Annotated in this window: 25 protein-coding genes and 1 pseudogene; 12 read left to right on the top strand and 14 right to left on the bottom strand. The window is 62.4% G+C overall.

Annotated features, from left to right (window positions below; genetic code table 11):
• Positions 1 to 259: 259 nt before the first annotated feature.
• The 4 genes from ACMUVN_RS30635 to ACMUVN_RS30620 form a co-directional block, all read right to left on the bottom strand.
• Positions 260 to 493, bottom strand: coding sequence for a hypothetical protein (locus ACMUVN_RS30635; protein WP_063476538.1), 234 nt, complete (start codon positions 491 to 493; stop codon positions 260 to 262).
• A 197-nt stretch (positions 494 to 690) separates the two neighbouring features.
• Complete coding sequence (locus tag ACMUVN_RS30630) at positions 691 to 1800, bottom strand: sulfite oxidase (protein ID WP_414815916.1); 1110 nt, start codon at positions 1798 to 1800, stop codon at positions 691 to 693.
• A gap of 272 nt (positions 1801 to 2072) precedes the next feature.
• Positions 2073 to 2768: a class I SAM-dependent methyltransferase gene (locus ACMUVN_RS30625; protein ID WP_414815915.1), complete on the bottom strand. Its 696-nt coding sequence runs from the start codon at positions 2766 to 2768 to the stop codon at positions 2073 to 2075.
• A 41-nt stretch (positions 2769 to 2809) separates the two neighbouring features.
• The gene (locus tag ACMUVN_RS30620) at positions 2810 to 3157 is read right to left on the bottom strand and encodes a hypothetical protein (protein ID WP_414815914.1); all 348 of its coding nucleotides are present in this window, start codon (positions 3155 to 3157) and stop codon (positions 2810 to 2812) included.
• A gap of 457 nt (positions 3158 to 3614) precedes the next feature.
• Here ACMUVN_RS30620 and ACMUVN_RS30615 point away from each other — a divergent pair, with 457 nt between their 5' ends.
• Positions 3615 to 4418 (top strand): glycosyltransferase family 25 protein, encoded by an 804-nt coding sequence (locus ACMUVN_RS30615; RefSeq protein WP_414815913.1) that lies wholly within the window; start codon positions 3615 to 3617, stop codon positions 4416 to 4418.
• Between the two features lie 108 nt (positions 4419 to 4526).
• Here ACMUVN_RS30615 and ACMUVN_RS30610 read toward each other — a convergent pair whose 3' ends face one another.
• Both ACMUVN_RS30610 and ACMUVN_RS30605 read right to left on the bottom strand, forming a co-directional pair.
• Entirely contained in the window at positions 4527 to 5927 is a 1401-nt protein-coding gene (locus ACMUVN_RS30610) for an ATP-binding protein (protein ID WP_414815912.1), read from the bottom strand.
• Between the two features lie 39 nt (positions 5928 to 5966).
• Positions 5967 to 6650 carry a winged helix-turn-helix domain-containing protein gene (locus tag ACMUVN_RS30605; RefSeq protein WP_063476543.1) on the bottom strand — a complete coding sequence of 228 codons (684 nt, stop codon included), beginning with the start codon at positions 6648 to 6650 and terminating at the stop codon, positions 5967 to 5969.
• Between the two features lie 325 nt (positions 6651 to 6975).
• Between ACMUVN_RS30605 and ACMUVN_RS30600 the strand changes: the two genes are divergently transcribed.
• Both ACMUVN_RS30600 and ACMUVN_RS30595 read left to right on the top strand, forming a co-directional pair.
• Complete coding sequence (locus ACMUVN_RS30600) at positions 6976 to 7188, top strand: hypothetical protein (protein WP_127430449.1); 213 nt, start codon at positions 6976 to 6978, stop codon at positions 7186 to 7188.
• Between the two features lie 153 nt (positions 7189 to 7341).
• On the top strand, positions 7342 to 7599 hold the full coding sequence (locus tag ACMUVN_RS30595) for a GlsB/YeaQ/YmgE family stress response membrane protein (protein WP_047614066.1): 258 nt from the start codon (positions 7342 to 7344) through the stop codon (positions 7597 to 7599).
• A 347-nt stretch (positions 7600 to 7946) separates the two neighbouring features.
• On the opposite strand, the gene ACMUVN_RS30590 is transcribed toward ACMUVN_RS30595, so the two are convergent.
• From ACMUVN_RS30590 to ACMUVN_RS30580, 3 genes and pseudogenes are all read right to left on the bottom strand, one after another.
• Complete coding sequence (locus ACMUVN_RS30590; protein ID WP_414815911.1) at positions 7947 to 8336, bottom strand: response regulator; 390 nt, start codon at positions 8334 to 8336, stop codon at positions 7947 to 7949.
• Positions 8333 to 8642 (bottom strand): annotated as a pseudogene (locus ACMUVN_RS30585) (hypothetical protein); the annotation flags it as partial. The pseudogene ACMUVN_RS30585 and the gene ACMUVN_RS30590, both read right to left, overlap by 4 nt.
• Positions 8643 to 8659: 17 nt before the next feature.
• Entirely contained in the window at positions 8660 to 9358 is a 699-nt protein-coding gene (locus ACMUVN_RS30580) for a TetR/AcrR family transcriptional regulator (RefSeq protein ID WP_414815910.1), read from the bottom strand.
• A 175-nt stretch (positions 9359 to 9533) separates the two neighbouring features.
• Between ACMUVN_RS30580 and ACMUVN_RS30575 the strand changes: the two genes are divergently transcribed.
• The gene (locus ACMUVN_RS30575) at positions 9534 to 10022 is read left to right on the top strand and encodes a RidA family protein (protein WP_183905792.1); all 489 of its coding nucleotides are present in this window, start codon (positions 9534 to 9536) and stop codon (positions 10020 to 10022) included.
• Between the two features lie 107 nt (positions 10023 to 10129).
• Here the strand turns inward: ACMUVN_RS30575 and ACMUVN_RS30570 are convergent, their stop codons facing one another.
• Both ACMUVN_RS30570 and ACMUVN_RS30565 read right to left on the bottom strand, forming a co-directional pair.
• Positions 10130 to 10723, bottom strand: a complete 594-nt coding sequence (locus tag ACMUVN_RS30570; RefSeq protein WP_063476548.1) for a DUF308 domain-containing protein — start codon at positions 10721 to 10723, stop codon at positions 10130 to 10132.
• A gap of 69 nt (positions 10724 to 10792) precedes the next feature.
• Positions 10793 to 11383 carry a TetR/AcrR family transcriptional regulator gene (locus ACMUVN_RS30565; RefSeq protein WP_414815909.1) on the bottom strand — a complete coding sequence of 197 codons (591 nt, stop codon included), beginning with the start codon at positions 11381 to 11383 and terminating at the stop codon, positions 10793 to 10795.
• Between the two features lie 197 nt (positions 11384 to 11580).
• On the opposite strand from ACMUVN_RS30565, the gene ACMUVN_RS30560 reads away from it, so the two are divergent.
• The 3 genes from ACMUVN_RS30560 (at position 11581) to ACMUVN_RS30550 (ending at position 12926) form a co-directional block, all read left to right on the top strand.
• Positions 11581 to 12300 carry an SOS response-associated peptidase gene (locus ACMUVN_RS30560; RefSeq protein ID WP_047614460.1) on the top strand — a complete coding sequence of 240 codons (720 nt, stop codon included), beginning with the start codon at positions 11581 to 11583 and terminating at the stop codon, positions 12298 to 12300.
• A gap of 75 nt (positions 12301 to 12375) precedes the next feature.
• Entirely contained in the window at positions 12376 to 12696 is a 321-nt protein-coding gene (locus ACMUVN_RS30555) for a hypothetical protein (protein WP_047614077.1), read from the top strand.
• On the top strand, positions 12693 to 12926 hold the full coding sequence (locus ACMUVN_RS30550; protein WP_063476550.1) for a hypothetical protein: 234 nt from the start codon (positions 12693 to 12695) through the stop codon (positions 12924 to 12926). Before ACMUVN_RS30555 ends, ACMUVN_RS30550 begins: the two co-directional genes overlap by 4 nt.
• A gap of 47 nt (positions 12927 to 12973) precedes the next feature.
• On the opposite strand, the gene ACMUVN_RS30545 is transcribed toward ACMUVN_RS30550, so the two are convergent.
• Positions 12974 to 13801 (bottom strand): oxidoreductase, encoded by an 828-nt coding sequence (locus tag ACMUVN_RS30545; RefSeq protein WP_414815908.1) that lies wholly within the window; start codon positions 13799 to 13801, stop codon positions 12974 to 12976.
• 80 nt (positions 13802 to 13881) lie between these two features.
• Between ACMUVN_RS30545 and ACMUVN_RS30540 the strand changes: the two genes are divergently transcribed.
• Positions 13882 to 14820 (top strand): AraC family transcriptional regulator N-terminal domain-containing protein, encoded by a 939-nt coding sequence (locus tag ACMUVN_RS30540; RefSeq protein ID WP_414815907.1) that lies wholly within the window; start codon positions 13882 to 13884, stop codon positions 14818 to 14820.
• Positions 14821 to 14898: 78 nt separating this feature from the next.
• Here the strand turns inward: ACMUVN_RS30540 and ACMUVN_RS30535 are convergent, their stop codons facing one another.
• Positions 14899 to 15501, bottom strand: coding sequence for a TetR/AcrR family transcriptional regulator (locus tag ACMUVN_RS30535; protein ID WP_414815906.1), 603 nt, complete (start codon positions 15499 to 15501; stop codon positions 14899 to 14901).
• 51 nt (positions 15502 to 15552) lie between these two features.
• Between ACMUVN_RS30535 and ACMUVN_RS30530 the strand changes: the two genes are divergently transcribed.
• From ACMUVN_RS30530 to ACMUVN_RS30520, 3 genes are all read left to right on the top strand, one after another.
• Complete coding sequence (locus ACMUVN_RS30530) at positions 15553 to 16002, top strand: VOC family protein (protein WP_414815905.1); 450 nt, start codon at positions 15553 to 15555, stop codon at positions 16000 to 16002.
• A 128-nt stretch (positions 16003 to 16130) separates the two neighbouring features.
• Complete coding sequence (locus ACMUVN_RS30525) at positions 16131 to 16604, top strand: nucleoside deaminase (protein ID WP_414815904.1); 474 nt, start codon at positions 16131 to 16133, stop codon at positions 16602 to 16604.
• Between the two features lie 152 nt (positions 16605 to 16756).
• The gene (locus ACMUVN_RS30520) at positions 16757 to 16960 is read left to right on the top strand and encodes a cold-shock protein (RefSeq protein ID WP_047614086.1); all 204 of its coding nucleotides are present in this window, start codon (positions 16757 to 16759) and stop codon (positions 16958 to 16960) included.
• A 17-nt stretch (positions 16961 to 16977) separates the two neighbouring features.
• Here the strand turns inward: ACMUVN_RS30520 and ACMUVN_RS30515 are convergent, their stop codons facing one another.
• Positions 16978 to 17334 carry an ArsR/SmtB family transcription factor gene (locus ACMUVN_RS30515; RefSeq protein ID WP_047614087.1) on the bottom strand — a complete coding sequence of 119 codons (357 nt, stop codon included), beginning with the start codon at positions 17332 to 17334 and terminating at the stop codon, positions 16978 to 16980.
• 107 nt (positions 17335 to 17441) lie between these two features.
• On the opposite strand from ACMUVN_RS30515, the gene ACMUVN_RS30510 reads away from it, so the two are divergent.
• Positions 17442 to 18188, top strand: coding sequence for a glucose 1-dehydrogenase (locus ACMUVN_RS30510; RefSeq protein WP_047614089.1), 747 nt, complete (start codon positions 17442 to 17444; stop codon positions 18186 to 18188).
• The last annotated feature ends 17 nt before the right edge of the window (positions 18189 to 18205 follow it).

The following is an 18205-nucleotide window of genomic DNA, read 5'->3' as shown; positions in this document are numbered from 1 at the left end:
TCAGCCACGGCCATGGATCCCAGGCTCAAGGCCTGGGATGACGGAGGGCGGGGCGTGTGTTTTCGCCAGAACCGTGCCGATCGAGCCGAAGACCTCAGCCGGATGCCGCTGCTGCTCTTGTGGGCGAGCAGGGGGCTTACGGCGGGGCGAGGGGCGGTTGACGCCGGAATTGCTCGGCCCCGCAGTGTCGCAAATGCCCCGACGTCACGCTGCTCGCCCCGCTGAGGTGATTACAGCCGTCTGCCTTGATGGGAAGGCTTCACGAGGCTGAGAATGTCACCATGACACCGCGCTGGCGAAAGTAGGCCTGCATTCGCTTCCTGCCGGACCGGTTATTCTGCACGAGCCTGGCCGGGTCGAATACGGCCTCTTTCAAACCCGCCCGCGTCAACGCCGCCTTGAGAGTGGCGATATGCGCGTCGATTTCGGCGTTATCAGCCTGGAGCGACTCATAAATGCGGTTTGTTGCATCGGCTACGGTCGGTTCGCTCACTTTGCACTCCTGTTGTCTGTCTGGCTGGCCTGACCGTATTGGGGTGAAACCGGTTCACGTCAATGGGTGACAGTGAATTGGAAGATCTCGTCCGCTTTCGAAGATGAAGCACCAGAAGCAGCCCTGCCATCGGGGTTTGCCGTCGAAACGTCACGGCAACAAAGCGCGAAAAGCCGCCATTCCGCCCCAGCGGGTGATCAGATCACGAATTCCTCCTGGTACGTCTGTGGCTCGGGAACGACCGTAACCTCCACCGGAATGATCCAATTGGCCGCGTAGCTCTCGCAGTCGGAACGCTGGAGCTCGGGCTGCACGCTCCCCGCCCCATCGACAGCGCGACATCGCAGTGGATATCGCCCCACTTCTTCAGGGGTCCACATGTACTCCCACAAGCGCCATGCAAAGGGACGTTCTGTTTCGAGGAGCCTTCCCTCGCGCCAGCCCCTGCCATCTCCGGTGCAGACCTGCACCTGCCGGATAGGAGCCTCTCCGCTCCAGGCGGCTCCGAAAATCCGGTACGGTTGGCCGGCGATGAGCTGCGCCCCCTGGACGGGACGCGCGATCTGCGCTTTGACCTCCATCTCCGCAAGGGGGACCAGCCTGGGTTCCCCGAGGTTGCGCTCCCAACGGAAATAGTCGCGCGCCTGCCAGTAGCCAAGGAACGGTTGCTCCACAACCGTGATATCCGTGATCCACTTGACCCAAGCCATGCCGAACCAGCCACCCACGACCGCGCGCAGCGGGTAGCCGTGATCGCGCGTCAACGGCGCCTCGTTCATCGAATAGGCAAGGATCGTGCTGTCGGCGATGGCCTTCTCAAGCGGTAAACTGCGCGCAAAAGCGATGGGGCCGGGAGAAGCCGTTTTCTTGTTCGTGTCGACGACGCCGCTGTCGGCGCCTGCGAGCAGAACCTCACATGCGGTTGGCTTAACGCCCGCCATTTCCAAAATCTCGCGCAGAAGAACACCTGTCCACGCGGCATTGCCGACGGCTCCGTTCTGCCACTGCAACCCCTCCTTCGGCGGCTCATAATAGACGCGCCCGTTCCCTGCACACTCGACGACGGCTGATAAAGTCGTGCTCCGCATCGCCTTGATGCTGTCGAGGTCAAGTTCGATCGGCCGCTCCACCGCCCCGCCGACGCGCAATCTCCAGTCTCGCGCATCGAGGTCCGGCGACGGGAAATGGTTTCGCACGAAGAACTGCTCGGTCGGGATCAGCCAATCGGAGAGCGACGCAAACGGAAACTCGATGTTCGGTGGGGATTTCTGTCGAACTATCAGACTGGGTTGCTGTGGTGTCGGCATCGTCCTCGTCTCCCCTTTGAACGTCGGCTCTCGGTCGCGCAAATTCGGGTGCGATCACACCGCCCCTCGCAGTGCGTCTGTCGCATTCCGCATTCCGCCTTCGGGTCGCATCCTAACACATAGCACGTTCCTCGGATCGACCTCGAACGGCAGCTTTATCCTTCGATAAGCAAGCCGCCGTCCGGCGGTGCTATTCAAAGGCAGGGATAGCTCCGCGACCTCGGAACACCACGCCCGAGAGAGTCAACAGACCCCGGTACCAGCACCCGTCGTCACACTTTCACCACCGAAAAGAACAGGAACCGCGGCTTGGTCGTCAGGCTCTGATAGGCCTGCGGAAAAAGCGTGCGGGCTTGCGGGTCGGGCTGGGGCTCGCTGACGATGTCGATCTGAAATCCGGCCGACTTCAGCGCCTCGAACATGGCGTGCAGCGGCCGATGCCAGAAGCGCATGGCGATCTCCCTTCCGCCGCGCTGCCAGGTCTCATCGAAGCTGTAGGTCTCGAAATAATTGTCGCGGCCGGTCGAGGCGTGATCCATGAAGGGATGGTGCGTGGAAAAAACCAGGCGACCGCCTGCCGCGAGCAGCCGGTTGAATTCCGAAAGCGGCCTCGACCAGTCGGGCAGATAATGCAGGACGAGCGAGGCAAGGATCAGGTCGAAAGCCTTGTCCTCGAATGGCAAGGGCTCGTTGAGATCAGCGGTCAGCAGGCGCGCGCGCCCTTCCAGGCGACGCTGCGCGATATCAAGCATGCCGGCACTTGCGTCGATCCCGGTCACGACAGCCCCGCGCTCGATCAGCGCTGCCGCATGCGCCCCGCCGCCGCATCCGGCATCGAGCACGGAAAGCCCGGCGGCGTCGCCAACCAGGGCAAGAATAGCCGGCCGCTCGTAATAGGCATTCCAGGCATTGACCTCGTTATCGGCATCATAAGCCGCCGCGAACGCATCATAATCATTCTCGGCCAAGATTTTCCCCTTTTCAGAGACTGTTCGAGGATGCCTGTGCCTCAGAAGTGTGCTCGATCGACCTGCAAATAGGCCGAGATCGCTTCGGCCGTACGCAGGGAAGCGCGATGAACGGCCTCGCTTGGAGGTCCGAGCGCCATAGAATCGAAAATGATGTCATCGAGATAGGCCGCAACCGTTTCGACTGTCGCGCCCTGCAGGATCATGTTGGCGGCCTGAAGGAGATAGGTGTCGTATTCATCGGCTGCGTCGTCTCGCCAGGCTGAATCGTCGAGCTGACGAATTCCGATGGGGTCCCAATGATCCCACCCAATTTTGCGCAGGGCGCGAATGTCGATCTTGACGTGGTCACTCATGCCGCAACTTTTCACGAAAAACGATGCCGACACAACCGGGCCGTATCGGCCAGCTGTTGCCCAGACGTCTCCTCACGCTCCGTCCTCCTCGGGCTTGACCCGAGGATCCACATTCTCGCCTCCATCAGCAGCGGGCCTGGATTCCAGGCTCAAGGCCTGGAATGACGGAGGTTGGGGCCGGTCTCAGCGGGATCCCCGGGAGTCCGTTGCCAAGGGTCAAACGGCGCGGCACGCAGTGGTCGCTGTCGTCATCGAAGGCGCGGTGGTTGTCGGTTCGATCGCGGGAAGGGAGGCGTCCGCTGCGTGCCGCACGAGAGCTGGTAGTGCGGCATTCTTACGCGTCCTTTGCCGGCACTATACCAATCCGTAAGAATGCAGCCCCGGCTGTTCGACCGCCGCACTTTACGAAAATGTATGGTTCGGGCGAGGTCCCCGTGAGGTTTGGAGCGCAGGCTTGGCGCCGTCATTGCCAAGTCGAGGTAGCTCTCTCATGAATATGCGCGCCGCACCTGCCACCCTTATGCCGGCCATTCATCCGGTCAGCCTGCGGGTCAACACCTACCTGATCAATCTCGACCGTGCGCCATTGCGCAGATTTCGAATGGAGCGCCTGCTGGCAAGCGTCGGCCTTGCCTTCGAGCGCGTGGCCGCGGTCGATGGCGCGTGCCTAAGCCTGCCGCATCCGGGCTTCGACGAAGCGGCCTATCTCAGCCGGCACGGCCGCCGGCCGAACCCTTTCGAGATCGGCTGCTATCTCAGCCATGTCGAATGCGCCAGGCGCTTCCTCGCCAGCAATGCCGAGTTCGCGCTCATTCTGGAAGACGATCTCGATTTCGATGACGATCTGGCCGAGCTGCTCGACGCCGCCCTCGAGCATCAGGCGCGCTGGGACATCCTGCGTCTGTCTACCGTCAGCTCCGGGAAAAAGCACAAGGTGGAGCCGCTGACCGCGTCGCGCTCGCTTGCCATCGCGCTCACCCGCGAGAAGGGGTCCGGCGCCTATCTGATCAATCGCAACGCGGCCGGGTGGATTGCTGGCGCGCTTCTGCCCATGTGCCTGCCCTATGATCTCGCCTTCGATCTGGAGTTCGATGAGGGGCTGAGCGCCTGCTTCGTTGAGCCGGCGCCGGTGAGCCAAAGGGCGGATCCCTGTTCCCAGATACAGGCAGGGCTGTCGACCTACCGGCTTGGCCGCCGCCGGCCATGGAGCGTCCTGCCCTATCGCACGGCCGCTGAAATGCGCCGGTTTGCGCGCCGCTTGCGCCGTCTCGCGGCTTGGCGGGTGAGCGGTTAGAACCGCTCCCCCGGGGATGAGCGGTTAGAACCGCTCCCCCGGGGATGAGCGGCTAGAACCGCTCCCCTGGGGATGAGCGGCTAGAACCGCTCCCCAGGGGATGAGCGGTCAGGACCGCTCCCCCGGCATCAGCGGGAAGCTAACCGAAACGATGAGGCCGGGATGATTGTCCGCCATGGTGATATCAGCCGAATGCAGCTCGGCGATGGCCTTGACGAGGCTGAGTCCGAGGCCGCTTCCCGGTGTCGTGCGGCTCTTGTCGAGCCGGTAGAGACGTCGGAAGACCTTGTCCCTTTCGCCGGCGGGAATGCCGGGGCCGCTATCGGCGACCGAGAGGACGGCGCGGCCGCCCTGGCGGCGGAGCGAAACCGTGATGGCGGTTCCGGCCGGGCAGTGGTTGATCGCGTTTTCCACCAGGTTGGCGATCATCTGCGTCAACAGATCGCGGTCGCCCCAAACGAGCGCGGGACAGCGCTCCGCGATCGTCAAGGACTGGCGCGCATCTTCCGCGACATCGACATAGACTTCGGAAATCACGGCCAGCACGGCATCGATGTCGGTCGCCTGGAAACGCTCCTTGCGGGCGCCGGCCTCGATCTGGGAAATGCGCAGCAGCGCCTCGAAGGTGGCGTTGATCCGGTCGCTCTCGTGTCTCGCTTCGTCAAGCAGAGCCGAAACATCCGCCTGCCGGTCATTTCCAGCCACCGCGGCATCGAGCGTCAGGCGCAACCGGTTGAGCGGCGTCTTCAGATCGTGGGCGATATCGGCACTCACCTGCCGCATGCTCTCGACCAATCTCTGCAGCCGCTCCAGCGCCGCGTTGATCTGGAGCGCCACCATATCGAGATCGTCGCCGTTGCCGCTGATGGCAATGCGGGCGTCGAGCGCGCCGTGCGAGACGTCGTTCATCGTGTGGGCGACGCTGTCCAGCCGCGCCTGGGCGCGGACGGCGAGAAAGACGCCGCCGCCGATCGCGGTCGCCACGACGATCGCGGCGGCCCATTCGAAGCTCACCAGCACGATCCGCAGCATCTCGTCGACATCGTTGAAGTTTTCCGCCACCACCAGGCTGTAGGGGCCGATGGTCGACACCTGCATCCGATAGCGTTCATGCCCCTTCAGCCCGACATCCCTGGAGGTGACGGTATAGACGCCGTTCGGGATGCGGGGTGCGGCGAAATTGCCGGCAAGTTTGCGCCCGCCTGCATCGGTTAGCGAATAAAGCCCGTCGGAGGTCGATTGGAAGCTCGCATAATTGTTCAGCGTGTTGACCAGGTCTTCGGTGTCATTGGGTTCGTAGGTCGAGACGATCAGCGAATTCATCTCGCCCAGCGACTGTTCGAGATCGCGCGCAAGGCCGAGGCGCAGCATGTGATAGATGATCGCGCCGCTCAAGATGAAGGCGACGACGAAGAGCACGCCGAAGGTGACGGCAAGCCGGAACGGCGTGCTCCTGCGCAGGCTGGAGCATGATGCCGAAAAGTGTGCGCGGTTTTCGGACGACATCATGCTCTTGCTCTCTAGATTGCGAACAGGATGGGCCTGAAATCATCCTGTTCGAGGCGCATGCAGGCTGTATCCGGTGTTGCGGACGGTGTGCAGAAGCTGGGCCTCGAACGGCTTGTCGACCTTGGCTCTCAGCCGGCTGATATGGGTCTCGACGACGCTGGTCTTCGGATCGAAGTGGAAATCCCAGACCCGTTCCAGCAGCATGGTCTTGGTGATGACCCGGCCTTCGCCGCGCATCAGCACCTCGAGCAGGGTGAATTCGCGCGGCTGCAGCTCGATCATCTGCCCGGCGCGGCGGGCCTCCCGGCGGATCAGATCGAGCTCGAGATCGGCAACCTTCAGCACCGTCCGCTGCTCCTGCACCGGCGGGCGGCGGCCAAGCGCATTGACGCGCGCCAGAAGCTCGGAGAAGGCGAAGGGTTTGACCAGATAATCGTCGCCGCCCGCCTCCAGCCCCTCGACCCGATCGTCGACGCCGCCGATCGACGTCAGGAACAGCGCCGGTGTGCCGACCTTGGCAGCCCTAAGTGAACGCACGATCGCCAACCCGTCGAGGCCCGGAAGCATGCGATCGACGACGATGACGTCATAGGCCTCGCGCTGCGCCTGAAACAGTCCGTCGCGGCCGTCGCCGAACACGTCACAGACATGCCCTGCCTCGGAGAAGCCCTTGGCGATATAATCGGACGTCTTCGTATCGTCCTCGATAAGCAGGATTCGCATCAGCCCGATCGTTCCCGACTTGCCTGGATGGCGAGATTTAGCCGAGAGGACGGCTTGGCCACAACTTACCGATTGGTAAGGTGATGGGGGAGGAGCGGCTTCAGGCGCACCGGGCGCCAATAGTTTCCCGCCGTTCCTTGGACGACGGCGACAAGCCGCGCCACGTCAAAGGCCGAAGCGTCCGCAAGAAAGCGGGATGAATGCGGATCGTCGACGCCGCCGATCGATGTCAGGAACAGCGGCGATGTGCAACGAAACGCCAGGCGGAAGCCGCCGCCCGCCTGTCAACGGCGGTGGGAACTGTCAGACAGAGGAGGAGAAGGCCATGAGCAAAAATAACTGGAAAGTCGGGCTTCGCGCCAAGCTGGACCATCTCGTCGACGACTGCGTTGTGGCCGGGGCCAGGCAGCAGGACGTCTTCGATGCGATCATCAAGGAGATCGGCAATCTGCGCGCAGCCCTTGAGCGCGACCCCGATCCCGCGGACGACGAGGTGATAGAGGAACCTTCCAACGATTGGCCCGCGGCCGACAGGTGACTGAATCAGATCGCGAGGCGCACATGACCGCTGGGGGCGGGGGCTTATGGAACCAACTGGCGCCGCCGAAGGTTATAGTCTTGTCGCTTGGCAATCGGTTTAGCTCGACCTGCGAGACGCGATAGCCGGCGTATTTCACAATGGGGAATTGCTATGGAAAATGCAGGTATCGGCTGGATCGCCGCAATCATCATCGGCGGCATTGCCGGCTGGCTCGCCGAATTGCTCATGAAGAGCAACATGGGCGTGCTCATGAACATCATACTCGGTATTGTCGGCGCCATCGTCGCCAACTTTATCCTGTCGCTCTTCGGCGTCGCCCTGGGCGGCTGGCTGGGTTATCTGATCGCGGGCTTCATCGGAGCCTGCATCCTGATCGCTGTTGCCAGAATGGTCAGACGTACGGCCTGATGAAGCCGAGGCGGCCCGCCCGGCCGCCTTCATCACGCTCTCGGGTCGCGCTCACGCGCGGCTTGAGGCTGTGGCAGTCCCGTGTCATAGCGCGCCCCGCGAATTGCGTCGCAGCGACCGACCGTGACTGAATTCAGAAGAGACGATCGACAAATTGCTCGGTCTCCCACGTCCTGAGGAAATGCGCTTCCCCCGGCCAAAGGATATATGCGCCCACAAAAACACCGACAGGTCGTGGGCGAGAGCTACGATCGACTTTGCGGTTCGCGCGGTGATGTTTTCAACATCGCTGCGGACTTCGGCGTCTTCGACAACGCGCCCACAATGGCTTGTGGGGGAGAAAACACTTAATTTATCCACTCATTATTCCCGATCGACAGCAGATGGGCCATTGCATCGGTAATCGCGTGGCTGTCGTAGGGTTTCGAGAAAAACCGGCTGCCGGTGGGGAGACTGCTCTCTTCGAGGATGGCTTCGCCGGATGCAACAATCAACCTGACGGGCGGCCACCGATCCCTGATGTAATGAGATAGCTTGATGCCATCCATCGTGCCGGGCATCTGAACGTCGGTGAAGACCAGATCGACATCGTCTCGCGACTCAAGGATGCGAATTGCCTCGTCCGCATCACGCGCCTCCAGCGCTTCGTATCCCGCAGAGAGCACCAGATCGACGGCACCCATCCGAATGATCGTGCTGTCTTCGACGACCAGGACGACCGCCTTGCCATTTTTCATCGCTCACTCGGCCAAATTGGAGTGTGAACCTCGTGGGGCTCCGCTAGTGTAGCGCTTGGGAAGCCAATCGGTTCCTACGCGGCCGTAGAAATGTCGGTTCGCAAACCGGCGCTTTCCCGGTGGTTGATTGTGACGGCCGTGCCGGGGCCGGTCCCGAGGCCGGCCTTTGGGGTCTGGCAAAGCTGAGCGAAGCCGGCACGAAGTTCGACTTTACCGCCGTAGTGCGTCGAGAGTTGCCGTTGCAGGCCCGCAATCGACATGACCCGGTGATGGGTGCCTGCGCGCTTCCGCCGACTGGATCCGGCGGTGATGATGACGAATGCTCATTGTCTCGGAGCCAGGCCGTCGAGCAGGAAATCGAGGCCTTTGCGGAAGGCGCCGTCCCAATCATTGTCGAGCAGCAGGCGGGAACGTTCGATTGTCGGATAGTGTTGGCTGAGATCCGTCAGGCGCTGCTGCGCGGCGGCCCTGTCGTCGTCCGAGAGCTCGAAGTTCGCCCGGGTGATGGTGGCGCCGATCACATAGTTCCAGAGCGACCATATCGCGACGTTCAAATCCGCGTCGGCGACACCGGCTTTGGACAGGGTCTTGCCCAGCAGTTCCAGGCGGCTGAGGATGTTCGGGCCGAGCGCCCGGCGCGGCAAAAGCGATGCCGACCAGGGATGGCGCAGCATGCCGGCGCGCCAGTCTTCGAGCATATGGATGATTTCCCCGCGCCAGTCCTGGGGCGCGACGATCTCAGGCGACCGGCGATATTCGAGCACCGCGTCGAGCGCCAGATCGAAGACCGCCTCCTTGTTGCCGACGTGCCAATAGAGGCTCATCGCGCCCGCGCCGAGGCGATCGGCGAGCCGGCGCATCTTCAAGCCGTCGAGGCCTTCGGCATCCAGCAGTTCCACCGCGCTCGCCACGATCCGTTCCAGCGAGAGGGGCGCTTCGCCGCGCGGCGCCTGCCCGGGCCGGGGTGAGGCGACCGTCCGTCGAGACTGTTTGCTCTCAGCGCCGCTGCGTTTGGCTGCCATCCGTGTTCCCTAGTGATCAGAACGCCGATCTAAACCGACAATGCCAGGAATGTCGATCCTGACCGATTGACTCGTACAGCGTACGATGACATTGGATCGTACATTGTACGAGTCATTCAATCCTGCCGGCCGCGAGGGTCGTTCCTCGCAATCCCCAGATCCCGAAAGAAAAATCATGTCACGCGCAATCAATCATCTGCTTATCGGAGGGCTCATCATCATGACCATGGCAATTCCCACTGCGACGACAGCCAATGCGAAGGATCTCAAGCTTGAGATCGTCAATCCGAAAAACCTCTACGACCCGACGCCGAATGGCTACAGCACGGCGGTGATCGTGCCCCGCGAGGCCAGGCTCGCTTATATCTCCGGGCAGGGCGGCCAGGACGGGACGGGGGCCTTATCGCCCGACTTCGCCGTCCAGGTGAAGCAGGCTTACGCAAATCTGCGCACCGCTCTCGAGGGGCTCGGCGCCAGGCCGGATCAGGTCGCCAAGCTCACGGTTTTCGTGGTCGATCACGACATGTCCAAGCTTGAGGTGTTGACCAGGAACGTCAAGGACATGTTCGGCGAAACCCTGCCGGCGCAAACGCTGATCCCCGTTCCCAAGCTGGCGATCGACCCCATGCTCTTCGAGGTTGAAGCCGTCGTCATTCTGGAATAGCGGCGGGGCGCAGGTGTGAACGACACGGACGTTCACCCCGCGCTCTGTCTTCCCAGGGCCTGTCCCGAGGATGGACTCTGGCCGCCATCGGCCGCGGGCATGACGGCTCAGGCCCGCTTCCGCCGCATCTGCGTGACGCTCCGCCAGACGGCCGAAACCAGGAAGTAGAAGGCGCCGAGGCCGGCATATCCGGCGATATTGGCAATGGACGGCGGTTCCGGCATGCGTGCCTGGGCGATGAAGAAGGCCCCCGCCACCGCGGATTGACCGCCGCTGAGGACCATGGCCCACTGGCCGCCATCGGTCTTCCAGCGCCGGATGGCGGTTGTAAGCTGCAGCAGGCCGGAAAAGATGGCCCACAGGCCAAAGACGCCGAGAACCCAGTTCATGCTCATCGTCAGCGCGACGATCACGGCAGCGGTCGTCACCGCGCTGACGATGACGTTGACCGCCTGGCTGCGGTTGTTTGCCAGGCCGCCATTGCGGGCTGCGTCGACCAGGTTGGCGGCGGCATCCCAGGCCGGATAGAGGATCAGCAAACCCGCCGCGAGGGCAGGCGACTGGCGCCCGACCGTCAAAGCCGCCGCCACCCAGATTGCGGAAAAGGCTGCGCGCGAGACATAGTAGCGCGTCAGCCACTGTTCCCGATCGCCAGATGCGATGGTGGTTTGATCATTGGCGGGGAGAATAGCTCTGGTCATTTTGTCTTCCTACTAGTTGGTAGTTTCACTGGTCATAGGAGTCGCTCCGGGCTTATGTCGCCGGAGATCTTATCGAGTGGCGGTCGGAGACAGGCGCTGCAAGGTGGGCGCCAGAATGGTGGCGAAGATCTCCGGAGCCCCATAAGCCCGGGCTGACAGCATGGCGCCATGGACGGAGGCCATGAAGGCCTCAGCCTCGACGCGCGGTTCGCTCGACAGTCTCAAGCTCCCGTCCTTCAAGCCTCGTTCCATCACCGAGGTCAGCCATGTCGAAGCAAAGCGGAAAAACGCCTTGACCTCGGCCGCGACCTCCGGCGGCAGCGCCGGCAGTTCGCTCGCCAGCAGGGCGCAGACGCAAAAAGGCCTGCTGGCGTCCTCGATGCACTGGGCCCAGTGGCCGGCATAGGACTGGAGAAGCGCCAGCGGATCCCGCACCTGCTGCTCGAGGCCGGCGATACCCGCTTCGGCATCTTCGCGATATCGCACGACAAGCGTGCGCACCAGGTCGGTTTTGCTCGGAAAATGGTGATGGATGCTGGCCTTGCGAATCCCGACGACGGCAGCGATATCGGCATAGCTGAAGCCGTTATAGCCTCCGGTCATGATCAGTGCGCGGGCGGAAGCCAGGATCTCGTCGGACGTCGTCAAAAGGTTGCTCATGGCTTTTGATCTACCTTCCAGTAGGAAGGCTGTCAAGCCAAATGCGGAATTTCTCCATCCCCTTGGTCGGAGCTTGACGGACTTCGCCTTGATACGGGCGAAAAGCGTTGGCGGCGTCGGTTGTAGCGACCGGCCTTGACTCGCCTCGAATACCCAGAACATAATCAGAACATCTAATATGCGGAATGGAGTTCTGGATGTGCGGCCGCGTCTACATCAAGACATCGCTTGAGGAACTGGTGCGCAATTTCGCCTTCGCAGAGCGCGGCGCGATCGATGCGCTTGGGAACCGATTTCCGCGCTATAACGGCGCGCCGACGCTGGATTATCCGATCATCATTCGCGACATGGTCCGCGAGCCGGATGTCATGGGGCCGGTGTTCGCCTCGGCGCGCTGGGGGCTGATGCCGGCATGGATGAAGCCGGGTGGCCGGCCGCCGCCGATCAATGCGCGCTGCGAGGGCATTGCCACCAATGGCCTGTTCCGCTCGGCTTACAGATCGCGGCGTTGCCTGGTGCCGATCAACGGTTTCTTCGAATGGAAGGATATCTTCGGCACGGGCAAGAACAAGCAGCCCTATGCGATCGCCATGGCCGACGGCTCGCCCTTCGCGCTCGCCGGCATCTGGGAGATATGGAAAGATCCTGCCGGCATCGAGATCCGGAACTTTGCGATCGTGACCTGTGAGCCGAATGCGATGATGGCGCAGATCCATGACCGCATGCCGGTCGTCCTGCACCGCGAGGATTACGAGCGCTGGCTGTCGCCGGAGCCTGACCCGAACGACCTGATGAAACCGTTCCCGGCGGAGCTGATGACCATGTGGCCGATCGGCCGCAATGTGGGTTCGCCCAAGAATGACACGGCTGACATCATCGATCCGATCGACCCCGATCCGGAACCGACGCTGATCTGAATTCACCGGCTCGGGCGGGAGCCATCCATCAACGATGCGGTCAAAGAGATACCTCGCGAGAGGACAGGACGACGCATGCCAGAACAAATCACATGGAAATCGTGGGAACATGTCAGTGGCCGAGAAATCAAGTACAAATGGCGGCACGCCTGGAAGGAGAAAGCCGGCGACGATTACGTCGCTTTTGACGGCGATACCCAGATCGGAAGGATATTCCGGTCACAGGCAGGCGGAGGGATCGATAATCGCTGGTTCTGGATCGTGGCGGCTGACGGCAGCCATCGATTGGATTGGCCATCGGCCGGATACGAGGACAGCGCCTATGTCGCCTCGAGGCGGCTGGAAATGATCTATGAGAGCATCAAGAGCGGGAAATCAAGGATGGTGCAGCCATGAGCATTGAAGGCCATTCGAGCGCGCCCGGCGCCAATGAGATCGTCGAGCATTATTGCGAGCACCGGCTTGCCGACGGCACACGCTGCAAGGAATGGGGAGGCTGGGGCCACAGCCCATCCCCGGCCGTGCCGACGCGCTGGTGGTGTTGGGAACATTTCCCGCACAAGACATTCGAACAGGAACAGGCGCTCAGGCGGAAGCTGGAGGCGGCCGGGAAAATCATCCACTGAAGCTGGCTGATGATCCCGCGTTGAAGCGGAAAGCAAAGCCTCTGCCGTCAGCCGTCGGTCGAGACGGTGAGGGATTTCCACGCCTCGATCTCCTGCTGCAGGCGAGCGATCCTGTCCGACACGTGGCTGAGGGCGTCGCTGCCGAGCAGAAGCTGCGGCGGCGGATTATCGGATTCGACCAGCTCCAGCACCGCCGCCGCCAGTTTGGCGGGGTCGCCGAGTTGCTTGCCGCTGACGGCCTGTCGCGCCTGGCGTATCGGATCGAAAAGGGCATCATAGTCGGCGATGGACCGCGCTGTGCGCACCATCGATCGTCCGGCCCAGTCCGTCCGGAAGGAGCCAGGGCAAAGGGTCGTCACATGGACACCGAACGGAGCCATTTCCGCACGCATCACCTCCGATATGCCTTGAAGCGCAAATTTGCTGCCGCAATAATAGGCGATGCCGGGCATGGTGATCATGCCGCCCATCGAGGTGACGTTGACGATGAACCCGCGGCGTCGCGCGCGAAACCGTGGTAGAAATGCCTTGGCAACGGCGACGGCGCCGAACACGTTCACGTCGAACTGCCGCCGCATCTCTTCGACCGGCGACTCCTCGAGCACGCCCTCATGGCCGTAGCCGGCATTGTTGATCAGCACGTCGACGGGCCCATGCTCCTCCTCCGCCTGACGGACGACATCATCGATACGGCCGAACGCGGTGACGTCGCAGAGGACCGGCCGCAGGCCAGGCAGGGTTTTGGCGAGCGCTGTGCGCGAGGCTTGCGAGCGCATGGTGCCGATCACCCTGTGGCCGGCCTGAAGAGCCGCAGACGCGATGGCCAGCCCGAAGCCGGAATTCGATCCGGTGATGAAAAAGGTCTTTCGTGACATCGGCAAACATTCCTTGATTGAGGATGGGATTTGACAAATAGTATGAAGAACCCGGTGCTTCGATTGCGGATTCTCTGAAGATGTTGCCAAATCCTATGCCTGGCGATCGCGACCGATCGAAGCGGAGAGAGATGGTCGCGCTGGCCGGAAGTCTCGCGCCGCGTCACGGATACAATCCGACCGCGCTCAATTCCGTCCGCATCTTGCGCACCGAAGCCGTGCTCCACGACATCCCGGTGCTCTATAAGCCCGGCGCGGTTTTCGTCTTGCAGGGCAGCAAGCAGGGCATGCTCGAAGGCGAGGTCTTCCTCTATGACGAGGAGCATTATCTGGCGGTGTCGCTGCCTGTCCCGTTTCGGATGACGTCGACGGCCAGTCCCGAGCGGCCATTGCTGGCGGTCTATGTCGAGTTCGATATGCAGATGGCAGCCGAGATCGCGCTGCAGGTGGAACAGCATGCCGAACTGCCGGGCGACGAGCCGAGAAGCCTGGTGTCGAGCAGGATGGATGGCGATATCGAGGATGTCCTGCTGCGCCTGCTGACGGCGCTACGCAGCAGCGTTGAGATTGCCGTGCTTGGCGCCGGCCTTCTGCGCGAACTGCATTATCGGGTCCTGGTCGGTCCGCAAGGCGGCGCAATGATCGCCGCCCTCCAGCAGAAAGGCAGATCCGGAAAGATCATCCGGAGCCTGGCCTGGTTGCGGGAAAACTATGGCCTGGAGATTGCCGTCACCGATCTGGCAAGAGAGGTGGGCATGAGCGTTCCCTCCTATCATGTCCATTTCAAGGATCTGACCGGCAACAGCCCAATGCAATATGTCAAAGCGATGCGGCTTCACGAAGCAAGATTGATGATCGCGCGCCGGACGAGAACGATCGCCGAGGTCGCGGCTTCGGTCGGCTACGCCAGCCCGGCGCAGTTCAGCCGCGACTTCAAACGGCATTTCGGGCGCACCGCCTCGGAAGAGATCAAGTGGGTCCAGCGCCACCTCGGCGAACCGAGTGACGATCGCGGCTAGGCCATGGGATCGGCCGCCTGCGTAGCGGCGGTCAGCGGGCCGGCGGGATGCCGGCGCCGCCGATGGCGACGTGAGGATTCATGCGCCCGACGGTGTAACGGCCCGCAACGCAGTCCTGACGATCGCATCGCCGAACTCCGGCGAGACCGGGCGATGGCCGACCAGCAGCCGGAAGAAGACCGGTCCGTAGATCATGTCGAGCAGCGCCTCCATATCAGGCGGCGCCACGATCTCTCCGCGAGCCAGAGCCTGCTCCAGGATGACACGACCGGCGTTGCGGCTCGACAGGATCACCTGATTGCGGAAGGCCTTGGTGAATTCGCTTTCCGGATCGGCGGCCGCAAGTGCCATGGTGATCTGCCGCCCGCGCGTGCTCGCAAAGGCCGTCACCAGTCCGCTCATCTGCGCGCCGAGAGCCACCTGTGCCGTGGCCCCGCCAACCTCGGCTTCCGGGAGCCGGTTGACCAGAAGTGCGGCCATCGCCAGTTCCTGCGCGTTGGCCCAGGAGCGATAGATCGTCGGCTTGCCGACACCGGACCGCGCCGCCACGGCTTCGATCGTCATGCGGCCAAAACCTTCGGCCATCAGGATTTCATGGGCGGCCTCCAGGGCGCGCCTCTGCGCGGCAGCGCTTGGCGGCCGCCCTCTTTTCCTAGGTGTTGCACTGCGCTCTTGACTCATATCATTACGATACGTAACGTTATTAAAGAAACCAGTCAAGGAGGATCATCCATGCCGAGTTTTGCCCGAAAAGTGAGCGCCTACTTCATCGTCAAGGATGCGGCACGCGCCATCGACTTCTACAAGGAGGCTTTCGGCGCCACGGAAGTCTTCCGCATGACCGATCCCTCGGACGGGCGGATCGGCCATGCCGAGCTGCGTTTCGGAGAGACGCTGATGATGTTGGCGGACGAATATCCGGACTTCGGCGCCCTGTCTCCCGATACCGTCGGAGGCTCGCCGGTGACCTTCCACATGGACACGGCGTCGACCGACGCCGCGCTGGTGCAGGCGCTGTCGGCCGGGGCGACGATGTTGCGCCCGGCGACCGACCAGAGTTTTGGCGAGCGGGTGGCGCAGGTGCTTGATCCCTTCGGTCATCGCTGGATGTTGTCGCAAACCATCGAACAGGTCACGCCCGAGGAGATGCAACGCCGCTGGAGCGAGGACATGTCGGCGTGAGCGCCGCCGCGACGAGATGAGAGAAAATGACGGTTGTGGCTAGAGATCGCCAACTTGAATCTGATTTGCGGCCTTGGAAATCCCACCGATTCAAGACAAGATCATCTCGCTCTAGCGGGGGGACCCTGATGGAAAACCACGAGCCGTTTTTACGCGAGGCGATCGCGCTCTCGAAATCCGCGATGGAACGCGGCAACGAACCATTTGGCTCGGTGCTGGTGAAGGACGGCGAAGTCATCCTGCGCGCCGAAAACAGCGTCTTCACCGGCCACGATATGACGAACCATGCCGAGATGAACCTGGTTAAACTGGCCGCACAGCACTACGACACGGCGTTTCTCGCTGACTGCACGCTCTACACCAGCACCGAGCCCTGCGCGATGTGCTCCGGGGCGATTTACTGGTCGGGCATCGGGCGCATGGTGTTTGCCTGCTCGGAAACGCGGCTTGGCGAGATCGCCGGGATCGGGTTGAACGTGCCGAGCCGGGCGGTGCTGCAAACCGGCGCGCGCACCGTCACCGTGGTTGGCCCGACGAACCTCGAAGACGAAGCCGCCGACGTCCATCAACAATTCTGGCCGAAGCATCTGGGCAAGGCTTAGAGCGCCTGCGTCCTTTGACGCTCCCTCTCGGTCACAATCATGGGCACAATTGAAGCCCAGATAGCAGTGATCTGCATGCTCGCCATTGATAGTCGAGCGCTGGCGCTGTAGCGTCCGCTTCGCAATCCGGACGAACGAAACAGGAGGCTCTTATGCCAACGGGTACGGTTAAATTCTTCAACGACGACAAGGGCTTCGGCTTCATCACGCCTGAGGGTGGCGGACAGGATGTGTTTGTTCACGTCTCTGCCCTGCAACGCGGCGGTTCGCTCCGCGAAGGCGATAAGGTCAGCTTCGAGGTCGGACAGGACCGCAAGACCGGCAAGTCCAAGGCTGAGAACGTCTCGGTCCTCTGACCGGGCGGCAATGCCGACTATTGAGGGGGCGTTCGCCCCTTCAACTGCCCGGGAAACTGGCCGTAAGCGGTCAGAATGGCCTTGATCAGGCCCGGGAAGCGTTCGTCGAGCTCCGCGCAGCGGGTTTGATTGAGCATCTCCACACCCTGGCGCTCGCTGACGATCAGCCCCGACTCCCGCAATACCTTGAAATGATTCGACAGCGACGACTTCGGGATGACGCGCTCCCCGAACTCCGCGAGGGCAGAACACGTCCTGCCGCAGGCAGCACCGGCAAGCTGCGCGAAAATTGCGGCGCGCTCCGGATCGGCAAGCGCATAGAGAATCGCTTCGGGCCGGATGTCCTCTAATGCTGGGTGAAAGAGCGGTCGCATAAATTTTATATAGCCGCACTTGACATCAAGATCAATAGTTCCGAATTTCTGAACTACGGAACAAGGCCGCCACTCCCGACGGCCGTCCGAGTCAAAAGGAATTCGATATGGCTAAGCTCACGGGAAAGGTTGCCGTGGTCACCGGCGCCTCCAAAGGGATCGGCGCTGCGATTGCCAAGGCTTTTGCGGCAGAGGGTGCACAGGTGGTGGTGAATTACGCTTCGAGCAAGGCCGGAGCGGACGCCGTGGTTGAGGCGATCCACGCGGCCGGCGGCAAGGCCATCGCGGTCCAGGGCGATGTTTCGAAAGCCGAACAGGCACAGGGACTGGTCGATGCTGCGGTCAAGCAGTTCGGCAAGCTCGACGTGCTGGTCAACAACTCCGGCGTCTATGAATTCGCGCCGATCGAAGAGGTGACCGAGGAGCAGTATCGGCGCATCTTCGACGTGAATGTTCTGGGCGTTCTGCTGACCTCCCAGGCCGCGGCCAAGCATCTCGGCGAGGGCGGCAGCATCATCAACATCTCGTCGGTGGTCACCAGCCTGGCGCCGCCGGCCTCTTCGGTCTACACGGGCACGAAGGGCGCCGTGGAGGGCATCAACAGCGTGCTTGCCAAGGAGCTCGGCCCGCGCAAGATTCGGGTCAACGCCATCCTGCCCGGGATCGTGGAGACCGAAGGTACGCACACCGCCGGCGTCATCGGCTCGGATTTCGAGCAGACCTTGGTGGCCCAGACGCCGCTCGGCCGCACCGGCCAGCCGGACGATATCGCCGGCGTCGCGGTCTTCCTCGCTTCCGACGATGCCCGCTGGCTGACCGGCGAGCGCTTGGCCGCCAGCGGCGGTTTTCGCTGATCGTCGAGTGCCCGCGT

The sequence above is a fragment of the Rhizobium sp. IY2 genome (genome assembly GCF_047532935.1).
Classification (GTDB): domain Bacteria; phylum Pseudomonadota; class Alphaproteobacteria; order Rhizobiales; family Rhizobiaceae; genus Rhizobium; species Rhizobium anhuiense.
The sequence above is the reverse complement of the archived record's forward strand: the minus strand, read 5'-3'. Positions and strand labels throughout refer to the sequence as shown.

What these genes read in the sequence shown, in the direction of transcription:
- ACMUVN_RS30630 (WP_414815916.1), bottom strand. Translation starts at nt 1,800, where the DNA reads ATGCCGACACCACAGCAACCCAGTCTGATAGTTCGACAGAAATCCCCA.
- ACMUVN_RS30615 (WP_414815913.1), top strand. Translation starts at nt 3,615, where the DNA reads ATGAATATGCGCGCCGCACCTGCCACCCTTATGCCGGCCATTCATCCG.
- ACMUVN_RS30610 (WP_414815912.1), bottom strand. Translation starts at nt 5,927, where the DNA reads ATGATGTCGTCCGAAAACCGCGCACACTTTTCGGCATCATGCTCCAGC.
- ACMUVN_RS30605 (WP_063476543.1), bottom strand. Translation starts at nt 6,650, where the DNA reads ATGCGAATCCTGCTTATCGAGGACGATACGAAGACGTCCGATTATATC.
- ACMUVN_RS30600 (WP_127430449.1), top strand. Translation starts at nt 6,976, where the DNA reads ATGAGCAAAAATAACTGGAAAGTCGGGCTTCGCGCCAAGCTGGACCAT.
- ACMUVN_RS30595 (WP_047614066.1), top strand. Translation starts at nt 7,342, where the DNA reads ATGGAAAATGCAGGTATCGGCTGGATCGCCGCAATCATCATCGGCGGC.
- ACMUVN_RS30590 (WP_414815911.1), bottom strand. Translation starts at nt 8,336, where the DNA reads ATGAAAAATGGCAAGGCGGTCGTCCTGGTCGTCGAAGACAGCACGATC.
- ACMUVN_RS30580 (WP_414815910.1), bottom strand. Translation starts at nt 9,358, where the DNA reads ATGGCAGCCAAACGCAGCGGCGCTGAGAGCAAACAGTCTCGACGGACG.
- ACMUVN_RS30575 (WP_183905792.1), top strand. Translation starts at nt 9,534, where the DNA reads ATGTCACGCGCAATCAATCATCTGCTTATCGGAGGGCTCATCATCATG.
- ACMUVN_RS30570 (WP_063476548.1), bottom strand. Translation starts at nt 10,723, where the DNA reads ATGACCAGAGCTATTCTCCCCGCCAATGATCAAACCACCATCGCATCT.
- ACMUVN_RS30565 (WP_414815909.1), bottom strand. Translation starts at nt 11,383, where the DNA reads ATGAGCAACCTTTTGACGACGTCCGACGAGATCCTGGCTTCCGCCCGC.
- ACMUVN_RS30560 (WP_047614460.1), top strand. Translation starts at nt 11,581, where the DNA reads ATGTGCGGCCGCGTCTACATCAAGACATCGCTTGAGGAACTGGTGCGC.
- ACMUVN_RS30555 (WP_047614077.1), top strand. Translation starts at nt 12,376, where the DNA reads ATGCCAGAACAAATCACATGGAAATCGTGGGAACATGTCAGTGGCCGA.
- ACMUVN_RS30550 (WP_063476550.1), top strand. Translation starts at nt 12,693, where the DNA reads ATGAGCATTGAAGGCCATTCGAGCGCGCCCGGCGCCAATGAGATCGTC.
- ACMUVN_RS30545 (WP_414815908.1), bottom strand. Translation starts at nt 13,801, where the DNA reads ATGTCACGAAAGACCTTTTTCATCACCGGATCGAATTCCGGCTTCGGG.
- ACMUVN_RS30540 (WP_414815907.1), top strand. Translation starts at nt 13,882, where the DNA reads ATGTTGCCAAATCCTATGCCTGGCGATCGCGACCGATCGAAGCGGAGA.
- ACMUVN_RS30535 (WP_414815906.1), bottom strand. Translation starts at nt 15,501, where the DNA reads ATGAGTCAAGAGCGCAGTGCAACACCTAGGAAAAGAGGGCGGCCGCCA.
- ACMUVN_RS30530 (WP_414815905.1), top strand. Translation starts at nt 15,553, where the DNA reads ATGCCGAGTTTTGCCCGAAAAGTGAGCGCCTACTTCATCGTCAAGGAT.
- ACMUVN_RS30525 (WP_414815904.1), top strand. Translation starts at nt 16,131, where the DNA reads ATGGAAAACCACGAGCCGTTTTTACGCGAGGCGATCGCGCTCTCGAAA.
- ACMUVN_RS30520 (WP_047614086.1), top strand. Translation starts at nt 16,757, where the DNA reads ATGCCAACGGGTACGGTTAAATTCTTCAACGACGACAAGGGCTTCGGC.
- ACMUVN_RS30515 (WP_047614087.1), bottom strand. Translation starts at nt 17,334, where the DNA reads ATGCGACCGCTCTTTCACCCAGCATTAGAGGACATCCGGCCCGAAGCG.
- ACMUVN_RS30510 (WP_047614089.1), top strand. Translation starts at nt 17,442, where the DNA reads ATGGCTAAGCTCACGGGAAAGGTTGCCGTGGTCACCGGCGCCTCCAAA.